Here is an 11388-nt window from a genome sequence, read left to right on the forward strand (position 1 = left end):
GGGCCTTCGAGTTCAAGTACTTGGGACCGGACGGCGTCTTCACCAAGACGCAGGAGCAACTGAGGAAGCAGGGCTACATCCGGATCGGTGACAGCGTCCCCGACTTCACCGCCGAGACCAGCATGGGGCCGATCAACTTCCACGAGTTCATCGGCGACTCATGGTGTGTGTTCTTCTCGCACCCGGCGGACTTCACGCCGGTGTGCACCACCGAGTTCGGGGTCACGGCCAAGCTCGGGGAGGAGTGGAGCAAGCGCGGCACGAAGGTCATCGGTCTGAGCGTCGACAGCGCAGGCGACCACGAGCGCTGGATCGCGGACATCAACGAGACGCAGCACACCCAGGTGAACTTCCCGATCATCGCGGACAAGGATCGTCGGGTGTCGATGCTTTTCGGCATGCTCGACTCCACCACGTTCCGCCACGGGTCTAGCGTGGGCGAGACCATGACCGTGCGTAGCGTGTTCATCATCTCGCCGTCGAAGCGAGTCGAGTTGATCCTCTCTTACCCGGCCTACATCGGCCGAAATTTCGATGAAATCTTGCGCGTCCTCGACGCTCTGCAGCTCTCAGCGAAGTATCGCGTGGCCACGCCGGCGAACTGGCACCCGGGAGATGACACGGTGGTGCTGCCCTTCATTTCGGATGAGGAGGCGGAGCGCATGTTCGCGGACCAAGGTGGCGTCCGCAAGGTGCGCTCCTACCTGCGCTATGTGCGTGATCCGTCGCTGCGTTGTCTCTGAGCTGCATCGCAGCCACTACGAAGTGCTGGCACCGGAGTCAAGCAATCCGACGGCAGCTTTTCGGCGCCGAGGTCCAGGTGCTGAACGTCGCAAAGTGGCCGTCGGCCGCCCGCGAGCGGGCAAGTGCCACAGGGCGAGCAGTTCTGGAACCGGTAGTCTCGCGTCGCGCGAGGGCGTCTTGAAATGCAATCACACCCGCATCGACAGCGCCCATCTCCACGGAGCTCTGGCGACCCTCTCCTGACATTTCAACTCTTTGGATCGCGCGCTGCAGGCTGCACTCGCGCAGCCCTCATCACGAAAGCCACGACCCAAGCTGGCATGACAGCGGAAGCCGCGCTGTCGCCTCCCAAAAGGCCTTCCATCGCGAGAACACCAGTGAGTCCACTCGCCGCCTGGCGGTGATGGCTTTCACCTAGGTCCGAGCGGCAGCATGCCGCTAGAGTCCGCGGACATCACGTTCGGCGAGGGGGCACCATGCGTCATACGAATTTTGTGCTGGCACTGCTCACGGCAACGGCGCTCGCAGCCTGCGGCGGTGGCGGCAGCTCGGGCAGCGACCAGAGCCTCAAGGTCCAATACACCGCCCAGGTCACGTTCGGCGACAGCCTCTCCGATGTCGGGACCTACGCTGTGGGTGGCGTCGCTGCGCTGGGCGGCGGCAAGTACACGATCAACGGCGACCGCACCGCAACCGACCCCACGCTGACCGGCAAGAACTGGACCGAACTGCTCGCAGCCCAGTTGGGCTTGCCCGCACCCTGCGCCGCACAGACCGGCTTGTCGGGCGATGCCAGCCGGGGGTTCCTGGTCGCGATCAAGAATGATCCGACGTGCTTTGGCTACGCCCAAGGCGGTGCCCGTGTGAGCAATCCCGTCGGCCCCGGCAACAGACTGACCGGCTCCCCGCTCGGCCTGATGACCGTGCCCGTCGTGACCCAGATCGCGAATCACCTGGCCGTTTCCGGCGGCACGTTCTCCGGTACCGAGTTGGTGAACATCACCGTCGGCGGCAATGACGTCACCATGCAGCTCGGTGTGCTGTCGGCCGGCGCCACCGCGGCCGGTGCTGCCGAAGCGGCGAGGGTCGGCGCGCAGACCTTCGCCACCACGCTGGTTGGCCTGCTGGCTTCCGGTGCGACCGATCCGGTGGCGGCCGCGGCGGCCATCAGCCTGGCGCTCCAGACCGAAGCGGCCCGTCCGGGCAGCACCCAGACGTCGCAAGTCGCCGCCGCTGTCGGCGCGGCAGCCATCCAGCCAGGCAACGCAGCCGTCGCTTCGCCGGCCGTGTATGGCCCGATGGTGGCCAAGGCGCAGTCGGACGCCGTCGCCGCCGGCAATGCCGCTGCTGCGACCGCCGGCGCCGCCTACTTCGCCGCGAACGCGCCAAACGCCGTCGCCGCGATGGCGCAGGCGGGTGCCGACCTGGTGGCGCTGGTGAAGACCCAGGTCATCGGCAAGGGCGCGAACTACGTCGTCGTCGACAACCTGGGCGACTTCGCCAACGCGCCGGTCGGCAAGGCGCAATCAGCCTCCGTGAATGCGCTGATCGTGCAGATGGTCGACGCCTTCAATGCCTCGCTCAAGACTGGCCTGGCGAGCGAATCGAAAGTCGTGCTGGTCGACCTGTACGCGCTCAGCCATGACCAGATCATCAACCCGGCCCCGTACGGCCTGACCAATACTGCTGATCCAGCTTGCCCGACGACCCCGCTGGGCAATTCGGCACTGGCCTGCACGATCAACCTGCTGGCGAGCGGCGATGTCGGCCACTTCATGTTCGCAGACGACCGCCATCCGACCCCTTATGAATATCGCCTGATCGCGCAGTACGTCGCCGAACGGATGATCATCAAAGGCTGGCTGTAGTCGCGCCCGGGAACCAGGAGACCCCATGAAATCGAGCATCAAGCACCTGGGCCTCGCGGCCGCGATGGCGGTGGCAGGCAGCGCTGCGGCGCAAAGCGCGGGTCAGTGGACGGTGATGGTTGGGCTGAGCAAGAGCACCCCGAAGGTGGACAGTCGCGACATCTCCGCACCCACTCTGCCGGGCAGCAAGGTCGACGTCGGATCCGATACCCAGCCTGCGATCGCGGCCACCTACGGCTACACGGACAATCTTTCGGTGCAAGCGGGGCTCGGCTGGCCATACAAGCACGAGTTGTCTGGCGCGGGCGCGATTGCCGGGGCCGGCAAGCTGGGCAGCTTCAAGGCACTGCTGCCGACCGTGTTTGGGCAGTACCGATTCTTCGAGCCGAAGGCGATGGTGCGTCCGTATGTGGGTCTGGGCCTGACCTATGCGCACTTCTTCGACGCGACCGGTTCCAGCCAGTTGACGTCGGTGACCAATATCGGCAGCACCACGCCGACGGCCTTCAAGGTTGACGACAAATTCGCCCTGAGTGGCCAAATCGGCCTGGCGGTGAGTTTTAGCGATCGCTGGTTCGCGGACCTGAGCTTCACCAAGACCAAGCTGAAAACCGAAGTGAAGTTCTCCAGCGGGCAACATCAGGATATTCGCCTGGATCCGGTCACCGTCGGCTTGGGCATCGGGTACAAGTTCTGAATCGTCATTCTCGGCACCCTGCCGATCGCTCGCATCGGGACGCCATCAAACAGCCGCTGCCGAACCGGATCGAGGCGCATCAGCAATATCGGTCGGTCTCGCGAAGACAGCGAGTTTCACAGTAGGCGTCGCGCGTGCCGACCCGCGCTTGCTGACCGAAGCGCGCATCCGCACCGAAGACATCAACCGCGTCCAGCGCGGCCAGCCCGCCGAGATCCGCTTCACCGCGTTCCGCGCACGCACGACGATTCAGGCGCGCGCCAGCGATCGGGTTGTTGGTTCGTGGCAAATCCTGCCAGCCCTCATTGGTGGCAGCTGGCGATGTCGGGAAGGTGTCGGCGGGTTTGAAGGGCACTGGCTACGAGGGCGGTTCGGGCACCTGGGTGGCGGGTGGAGTGTGGAGCCGGGGCGGACCGTTCTTCGATCGTCTCGGACGTCCCCTGCGCTCAGCAATCAGAACAGCTCTCCGGCCTGAGGGTCGATCCCGTGACCAGCACAAGAGGCGTCTCGACTGCGTTGGCCGTCGTCGTGCTTCCGCGCGCGGTGACGATCGGCTGGCGCCTATCCTTCTAGACTGGAACAGGAATCGCTGTCGTCCTATCGGCGCGTCGCGTTCCAAATCGCGGCGACCGGGCCGAGCCCAAATGAGCCAAGCAACGTCATGGCCCAAACGACGACCGACACGGAACCGACAACATCGCTGATCGCCGATCCAGACAGGCTTCGATCGAACCATTCATCGATCAGAACGACGCAGGCGAACACGATCGCGATGAAGATGCGGTAACTCGACACCACCGGCCGACGTGCTCTCGGTGTGCCTGTGCGCGAGCGAGTGTTTCGATCACCGCCCCGCCGCGCGGGGGGATCCATGAGTGTCAACGTCATGGCCGAATTGTGCAGCAAGTGATGCCCGCCCCCGCCGTGCCGTAGCCCTCGTACTGAACGCTCATCCACTCGGGTGCGAAAGGTCGGCCCACCGCCTCTTGACCGGTTGTCTCGCAAGGGGAAGAGCGCACTTCGGGAGGCGCTGACTACTTCGCGCGCGCCATCGCAACAAGGATCGCATCCACCTTCTGGGCGAGCTCGGCGATGTCGTCGCGGATCGCATCGACGCTGCGCAGAGTCTCGTCCGGCGCTTCAGCCATCGTCGACGCGTCTTCGGTCGGCTGCGCCGTGATGTCTTCGTGGACGCGTTGTAACTCCCACGCGATCAATCCCAGCGCGCACATCACGGCCGCGCGCCACAGCCACTCGGCAATCAGTCGCTTCATTTTCTCTGCTCCCTCTGCGGTTTCTGTTCGCGTGAAATGCTGACTCGTTGGGGCAAAAGCCCCGACTATTCCACCGAAACAACTTCGTGTCGGAAGAACGCCTTCCTCGATCGCACCCGCCACTTGGACAGACCGAAACTTTCGATAATCGATCCGGGAGACTTAAGAAGAACTTAACTTTGGGCCGCCTGCGCGACGACTTTGCCCTGGGATCCCTGGAAGACGTGCATGCTGAGTAGGTGTACGTACGAACCAAAGTCGGTTCTGCCAGGTCAGCGCGACGCCGAAACCGAGCGCGAGGTTGTGCAGGACGTCGATCAGTAGAGGGGCAAGTTGAAGCCGAGGAGTTTTTGGAATGCCAGGGCCACGGCGATCAGGCCGGCCGCGATCTTGAGGTTGCGACTAAGTCGAACTTAAGTCCCCGTTCGCGAGACTCGCGGATCAGCACAGCGCTGTTCACGATCTTGCGATGAATTCGATCACGACCCCAATCGGGGCCACGGCCTCGGGCGCTTCTGCTGCAGGCTCGGCAGCCGCCAAGGCCACGTGGCGCGCCTGGGCGGCCTGCACCGCCCTCGCCGCCCTCTGGTTCGCGGCGACCGCCTGGCTGCGGCCGCTGGCGATTCCCGACGAAGGGCGCTATGCCGGTGTCGCCTGGGAGATGCTGCGCAGCGGCAACTGGCTCGTGCCCACGCTGAACGGCGCCCCGTTCTTCCACAAGCCGCCGCTGTTCTACTGGATCACCGCCGCGTCGATGGATCTGCTCGGCGTTGGCGTCTGGAGCGCCCGGACGGCGTCCATCCTCGCCGCGAGCGCGGCGGCTGCCGGGTTGTTCGCGTTCGTGCGCCGCTGGGCAGGTCGGCGGCTCGCCCGTGACAGCGTGATCGTGCTGACGACGATGCCGCTCTTCTATGGCGGGGCCCAGTACGCGAATCTGGACATGCTGGTCGCCGCCTGCATCACCGGCACGATCCTGCTCGTCGCACACGCGGCGCTGACGCTCGAAGCGGGCCGCCCGCACCGCACGGCCTTGTGCCTGGCCTTCGTCGCGGCGGCCGCCGGCGTACTGGCGAAGGGCCTGATCGGCGCGGTCCTGCCGGCGCTCGTGCTGCTGGGCTGGGGCCTCGCGAGCGGCAGGGCTCGGCAACTCGTGCGCCTGCTGCTCTGGGCCCCCGGCTGGCTCGTCTTCGTGGCGATCGGCGCGCCCTGGTTCATCGCGATGCAGTGGCGCTTTCCCGACTTCGCGCACTACTTCTTCGTGGTGCAGCACTTGCAGCGCTTCGTCTCAGTCGGCTTCAACAACCCGCAGCCCGCGTGGTTCTACCCGGTCGTGCTCTTCGCGACGACGCTGCCGTGGTCGCCCTGGGCGCTGGTGATCGGCACGGCCCGCTACTGGCACAGGAACGAGAACGCGGACCTTCGCGCACTGATGCTGGTCTGGCTTGCCGTCGTCACGGTCTTCTTCTCGGTGCCCGATTCCAAGCTGGTCGGCTACATCCTGCCGGCGCTGCCACCACTGGCCCTTGTACTCGCCGATGCGTTCGGATGGGTGAGCTCGACGGGCGCGGCGGGCGCGCGGTGGCGACCGCAACGCACACTGTTCGTCGCCGCGGCGGCAGCGTGCGTGGCCGTCGCAACGGCCGCGCACTTCTACCAGCCCAAGTCGATGGCCCGGTTGGCCGCGCACCTGAAGGCGGGTCGCGGGATCGGCGAACCGGTTCTGTTCCTGGGCAACTACTACTACGACATCCCGTTCTACGCGCAGCTCGAGGCGCCGGTGTCCGTCGCCGACCCTTGGGCAGCCGACGACATGAAGCGGGACAGCTGGCGACGCGAGCTCGCCGATGCCGAGCGCTTCGCGCCGCCTGCGACGCCGCGCCGGCGCCTGGGATCCGACGAACTCGGCTGGGCGTTGTGCGGCCCGGCGCCGACTTGGATCGTCGGCCCATGGCCGCCGGGCGCCGCCGACGCGTCCTGGCTCGCGTCCGCAGGGCTGGTCTATCGCGAGGCCAACGTCGGGCTCTGGCGCGTGCGCCCACGCCCGGCGCACGCGCTCGACGGATCCTGCAAGGCACGCAGCGCCCACGCGCCTTGAGTCATGCGGGCTTCGCGAACACGACGCGCGCCTCGAGGCCGGCACCGCCGCGCCCCGGGTGCAGCGACACGGTCGCGCCGTGCTTGTCGGCGATGGCCTTGACGATCGCCAGCCCCAGGCCGCTGCCGGACTCGGTGGCTGCGACCGCCTCGGCGGTGCGATAGAAGCGGTCGAAGACGCGTGAACGCTCCGCCGGGTCGATGCCGGGCCCGTTGTCGATGACGCGCAATGCCGGTGCACCGTCGATCTCGGTCGCGATCACGTCGACCACACCGCCTTCCGGCGTGTACCTGAGCGCGTTCTCGACCAGGTTGTTCAGCAAGGTCTCGATCTGCCCCTCGTTCGCCTCGACGGTCGCGGTGGTCTGGCCATCCGCGCCGAGATCGATGCCGCGGCCTTCGGCGAGCGCACTCCTGCGCGCAACGACGCTTCTGGCGACATCGCTCAAGCGAATCGGCGAACGAGTGAACCGATCGGCGGCGCTGTCGTCGGCGGCAGCGTGTGATAGGTCCAGCAACTGCTCGATCAAGCGGCGCGTGCGGCCGATCCCGGCGGACAGCTCCTGCGTCGCCAGATGTCGCTGCAGCGGATCGTGGCTGCGCTCCAGCAGTTGGACCTGCAGTTGCAGCGCGGTCACCGGCGAACGCAATTCGTGTGCGGCGTCAGCGACGAAATGCCGCTGCGCCTCGAACGCCGCCGCCAGGCGCACCAGCAGGTCGTTCAGCGTGGCCACCATGGGCCGCAGTTCGACCGGCACATTGCCGATCTCCAGCGGTGCCAACGAGGCCGCGCTGCGGGTCGCGAGCGCATCGGTCGTCGCGCTCAACGAGCCCAGCCCGCGCCGCAGCGCAAAGACCAGCATCGCGGCGATCATCGCGACAAGCCCGAGCAACGGAAACAGCAGCTGCGATGCCGACTCCGCGGCCAGTTCGCGACGCACCGCGACGGGCTGCGCCACCTGAACGACTCGATCCGCCTGGAGGACCGTGAACACGTTCCACTGCGCATCGCGCGCGGTCTGCAGCGAGTGCCCGGCGACGAACGCGAAACGCAGCTCCATGTCGGGCTCGGACGTGAACAGCAAGGCACCGTCGGGCCGGCGGGCGATCGCCACCAGCTTCGATTCGGTGTCCGCCGACGTCGCCAGGTGCGCCGCCGGTCTCGCCGGAAAGGCGCCTGCCAGATCCCGATCGGCGAGCAGAAGCGCCGTCTGGCGCAATCCGTCGTCGAGCACCTCGTCGATCTCGTGGAGCGTCAACGCGTAGGCCGCGAACACGAGAATCAGCGCGCCGATGCTGAGCGCGCCCAGCACCCAGACCATCAGGTGCCGTCGTATCGATGGCGGCTTCATCCGGCGATCTTGTAGCCGACGCCGCGCACGTTGCGGATCAGCGTCGCCCCGAGCTTGCGCCGCAGGTTGTGAAGGTGAACCTCGACCGCGTTGCTGCCGACCTCCTCGCCCCAGCCGTAGATCGATTCCTCGAGCCGCTCGCGCGAGAGCACGGCGCCCGGCTTGCGCAGCAGCGCCTCGAGCAACGCGAACTCCTTCGCGGTCAGGCTCAGCTCGTTGCCCGCGAGCGTGACCTGGCGCGCGACCGGGTCGAGGCTCAGCGCGCCTGCAGTCAGGATGCCCGATGCCGCACCGGCGTGCCGCCGCAACAGTGCGCGCAGGCGCGCGACGAGCTCGTCAAGATCGAAGGGCTTGAGCAGGTAGTCGTCGGCACCGGCGTTGAGCCCCTCGATGCGATCGGCCACGGTGTCGCGTGCGCTGATGACGAGCACCGGGACGAGATCGCCGCGCAGCCGCAGGGTCTTCAGCAAGGACATGCCGTCGAGACGGGGAAGGCCGAGATCCAGGATCATTGCGTCGTACACGCGGTTGGCGGCTGCGGCCTGACCGCCTGCGCCGTCGGTCGCCCAATCGATGCTGAACCCCGTTTGCCGCAGGCCGTGTTGAACCGCCCGGCCAATCATCGCATCGTCTTCGACCAACAGGACACGCATCGTTCAGCCAGGTTTCCCTCAAGCCCGCAGTATCTACTGCGCCAGGATCAAGCCGCTCGCGCCATCGCCGACCCAGCCAACGGCCAGTCCGGCCTGGCCTGGGCCGTGTGCATCGCCCGACCGATCATTTGCAATGCGGTTCTTAAGCGATTCTTAAGTCGCCGCGCGGCAGGCTTGAACCTGGCCCATTGCCCACCGACCTCATGACCTCCCGATGGAAGACACATCTCGTGGCGGCACTTGGGGCCACGGCGTCGTTCGCCTCGGGAGCCGCGGGGGGGCCGCTCGGGATCGACCACGTCGTGGGGTACGACGATTCCGGAATTTGGCGCCGCCGCAATCAGGTCGCGCTCGAATACGGGTCGGCCTTGATCGTGGCCGGCATCGCGCTGTCGGAAGGCAACGAATCGCGCCTCGGTCACACGGCATGGCAGACGGTTGATTCGATCGCGATATCCGCGGTCGCGGCCGAGGCGATGAAGGTCGCGTTCTCACGATCGCGACCAAGCCAGGGCGACAATCCAAACGCGTGGTTCCGGGGTCACGGGCATCGCAGCTTTCCGAGCGGCGAGGTCGCTCAGATCGCCGCTGCCGTCACGCCGTTTGCTCTCGAGTACGGCGCCGAGCACCCGAGCGTCTGGCTGCTCGAGGCTCTGCCAGCCTATGACGCCATCGCGCGGGTGAAGATTCGCGCACATTGGCAGACCGACGTGCTGGCCGGATTCGCGCTTGGCACCGCGATTGGCTTCTACGCGCATGCGCGCCGCGAGTCGTTGACCGTCGTCGTGCTTCCGCGCGCGGTGACGATCGGCTGGCGCCGATCCTTCTAGACTGGAACCGACGCGCGCACGAGTTGGCGCAGCGACGGCTGCGGAGTGATGCGCCCCCCCGCTCATCATCACCGCGTAGCCAGCGGCGGCAGCAGGAGACTCGTCCGCGGCGTCAAAACCGCGACCCGCATTGCGTCATGAGCGAGCAAATGCAGGCAGCGTGAGGATGGGCACGACCATGCGTCCTGCCCACCCTTGCTATCCGGCCTAGAAGCGCGTGCGCAGTCCCAGCGCGAACTCCGTCTGATTCGGGAAGCCATTGGTCGCCCCGACCTTGTAGCCGTCCTTCAGCCGGAGGTAGTCCGCAGCTACGTAGACCTCGGTGATCTTGTCGAAGTGGTAGAAGGCCGAGGTGTACAGCGTCGCGCGGCTGCCCGTCGCCGTGGCCTTCGCCGAACTCGCATTTGCGAAGGCATTGAGCACATTGCCGCCACCGTTGACCGCCGCGTTGTTCGCCTTCATGTTCTGATAACCGAGCTCGTAGTCCATCGGACCAGCGGGCGCAAACTTGGCCGAGACGGTATAGGCGTTGTCCTTGCGAGTGCCGAGCGCGCCCTGTTCTGCGGTGTAATGGAACACGCCGGCATTCAGGCGAACCGGCCCGACGGTGTAGTTGCCGCCAATCGAGTACGACCTGTTCGCCAGGTCTGCCACCTTGGCAGCGGTGGCGAAGCCGGCGACGTTGAATGCACCTCCGGCGTAGGCCAGCGCGACCGTCTCCGACGAGCCGTTGGCGAAGTCCCCCGGAATGCCACCGAACTGGTACGAGGCGCCTGCGAACAGGCCGCTGTCGAACTTCTTCTTCCAGACGACGCCGTTGTTCAGACGGGTCCCGGTGGCGCTGCCGGCGTAGAAGATCAGCTGCTTGAAGTTATTGTTGTTCGAATAGCCGCCCTCCTCGGTGGACGGAGCGGCCGGACCGTACGGGTCGCCATAGATCGCCGAAGAGATCGGATCGCGGCCGATGGCGTTCTGGCGACCGAGTGTGATCTTGCCCAATGCGGCGCTTTCGACGCCGACCCAGGCGTCGCGATTGAATGTCACGCCCGGCGTGTCGTCGCTGCCGGTTTGGCTCTCGTATTCGGCCTCCAGACGGAAGATCACGTCCAGCCCGCTATCACCCATCGCGCGCCGCCCTGTCAGCCCCCAGCGGTTGCCGCTGAACCAGGCGACGCGCGGCGAATTCACGCTGTCGCCGTTCGCATCGGCATGGTTGGTATGCACGTAGGAGACATCGATCAGGCCGTAGAGCGAAACGCTGCCGCTGGGTGCGCTGTAGGTCAGGCCCTGGCCCTGCTTGAAGCTCACACCCGTCGCGGCGCTGCCCTCCGGACCAGGCGGTGGCGGAGCGCTCACGCTGGCAGCCTGCTGTTGCTGCACGCCGTTGAGCTTCTGCTCCAGCGCGTCGAGCCGTGCCTTCTGCGCCTCGGCCGCGAGCTTCTGCGCGGCGATCTCCGCCTTCAGGTCAGAGATTTCGTCCGCGAAGACGGGCTGACACAGGGCGAGCACGCCCAGCATCGTGGCGCGCAAGACAAATTGATTCATCGGGGTCATCTCCTGGTTGTGATCGGTCCCGGAAAGGGACACGTTGTTCGCGCGGCGAGGTCGCCGCGCCTCTCGGGGGGAACTACTTGGGCGCGACGAACCCGGCCGCCTTGTAGACAGCGTCGATCGTCGGCTTGCCGACGCGCGCTTCCATCTCCTTGTGGACCGGCATCAGCGCCTTCTTCCACTCGTTGGTCTCGTCCGGCGTCAGCGTGTAGATCGTGCTCTTGCCGCTGGCCTTGATCTTGTCGAGCGAGATCGTGTTCTCGGTCGCGGCGATCGCGTTGGCGTAGGTCGTCGCGTCCTTCATCGCGCCTTCGAGCGTGGTGCG

11 protein-coding genes and 1 pseudogene are annotated in these 11388 nt (G+C 66.3%); 6 read left to right on the forward strand and 6 right to left on the reverse strand.

The genetic code is table 11. The features are described 5' to 3' along the window. Window positions 1-77: 77 nt before the first annotated feature. The 4 genes from AC1DTW_RS22310 (at window position 78) to AC1DTW_RS22325 (ending at window position 3784) form a co-directional block, all read left to right on the forward strand. Window positions 78-743 carry a peroxiredoxin gene (locus tag AC1DTW_RS22310; protein ID WP_477983598.1) on the forward strand — a complete coding sequence of 222 codons (666 nt, stop codon included), beginning with the start codon at window positions 78-80 and terminating at the stop codon, window positions 741-743. A 477-nt stretch (window positions 744-1220) separates the two neighbouring features. Continuing rightward, window positions 1221-2612: an SGNH/GDSL hydrolase family protein gene (locus tag AC1DTW_RS22315; protein WP_477983586.1), complete on the forward strand. Its 1392-nt coding sequence runs from the start codon at window positions 1221-1223 to the stop codon at window positions 2610-2612. A 25-nt stretch (window positions 2613-2637) separates the two neighbouring features. Continuing rightward, complete coding sequence (locus tag AC1DTW_RS22320) at window positions 2638-3309, forward strand: OmpW/AlkL family protein (RefSeq protein WP_477983587.1); 672 nt, start codon at window positions 2638-2640, stop codon at window positions 3307-3309. A 148-nt stretch (window positions 3310-3457) separates the two neighbouring features. Beyond that, window positions 3458-3784 carry a beta-barrel domain-containing protein gene (locus AC1DTW_RS22325; protein ID WP_477983588.1) on the forward strand — a complete coding sequence of 109 codons (327 nt, stop codon included), beginning with the start codon at window positions 3458-3460 and terminating at the stop codon, window positions 3782-3784. 122 nt (window positions 3785-3906) lie between these two features. Here AC1DTW_RS22325 and AC1DTW_RS22330 read toward each other — a convergent pair whose 3' ends face one another. Next, the gene (locus AC1DTW_RS22330; protein ID WP_477983589.1) at window positions 3907-4197 is read right to left on the reverse strand and encodes a hypothetical protein; all 291 of its coding nucleotides are present in this window, start codon (window positions 4195-4197) and stop codon (window positions 3907-3909) included. A gap of 146 nt (window positions 4198-4343) precedes the next feature. Then, window positions 4344-4583, reverse strand: coding sequence for a hypothetical protein (locus AC1DTW_RS22335; RefSeq protein WP_477983590.1), 240 nt, complete (start codon window positions 4581-4583; stop codon window positions 4344-4346). 469 nt (window positions 4584-5052) lie between these two features. Between AC1DTW_RS22335 and AC1DTW_RS22340 the strand changes: the two genes are divergently transcribed. Next, the gene (locus tag AC1DTW_RS22340; RefSeq protein WP_477983591.1) at window positions 5053-6678 is read left to right on the forward strand and encodes a glycosyltransferase family 39 protein; all 1626 of its coding nucleotides are present in this window, start codon (window positions 5053-5055) and stop codon (window positions 6676-6678) included. 1 nt (window position 6679) lies between these two features. On the opposite strand, the gene AC1DTW_RS22345 is transcribed toward AC1DTW_RS22340, so the two are convergent. Together AC1DTW_RS22345 and AC1DTW_RS22350 are read right to left on the reverse strand one after the other, a co-directional pair. Continuing rightward, the gene (locus AC1DTW_RS22345; RefSeq protein WP_477983592.1) at window positions 6680-8029 is read right to left on the reverse strand and encodes an ATP-binding protein; all 1350 of its coding nucleotides are present in this window, start codon (window positions 8027-8029) and stop codon (window positions 6680-6682) included. Then, window positions 8026-8682, reverse strand: coding sequence for a response regulator (locus tag AC1DTW_RS22350; protein ID WP_477983593.1), 657 nt, complete (start codon window positions 8680-8682; stop codon window positions 8026-8028). Before AC1DTW_RS22350 ends, AC1DTW_RS22345 begins: the two co-directional genes overlap by 4 nt. Window positions 8683-8885: 203 nt before the next feature. On the opposite strand from AC1DTW_RS22350, the gene AC1DTW_RS22355 reads away from it, so the two are divergent. Continuing rightward, window positions 8886-9512 (forward strand): phosphatase PAP2 family protein, encoded by a 627-nt coding sequence (locus AC1DTW_RS22355; RefSeq protein WP_477983594.1) that lies wholly within the window; start codon window positions 8886-8888, stop codon window positions 9510-9512. A gap of 207 nt (window positions 9513-9719) precedes the next feature. On the opposite strand, the gene AC1DTW_RS22360 is transcribed toward AC1DTW_RS22355, so the two are convergent. Together AC1DTW_RS22360 and AC1DTW_RS22365 are read right to left on the reverse strand one after the other, a co-directional pair. Next, window positions 9720-11057: a porin gene (locus AC1DTW_RS22360; protein WP_477983595.1), complete on the reverse strand. Its 1338-nt coding sequence runs from the start codon at window positions 11055-11057 to the stop codon at window positions 9720-9722. A gap of 82 nt (window positions 11058-11139) precedes the next feature. Further along, window positions 11140-11388, reverse strand: a pseudogene (locus AC1DTW_RS22365) (C4-dicarboxylate ABC transporter); the annotation flags it as partial.

The organism is Rhizobacter sp. P5_A1 (assembly GCF_056400745.1).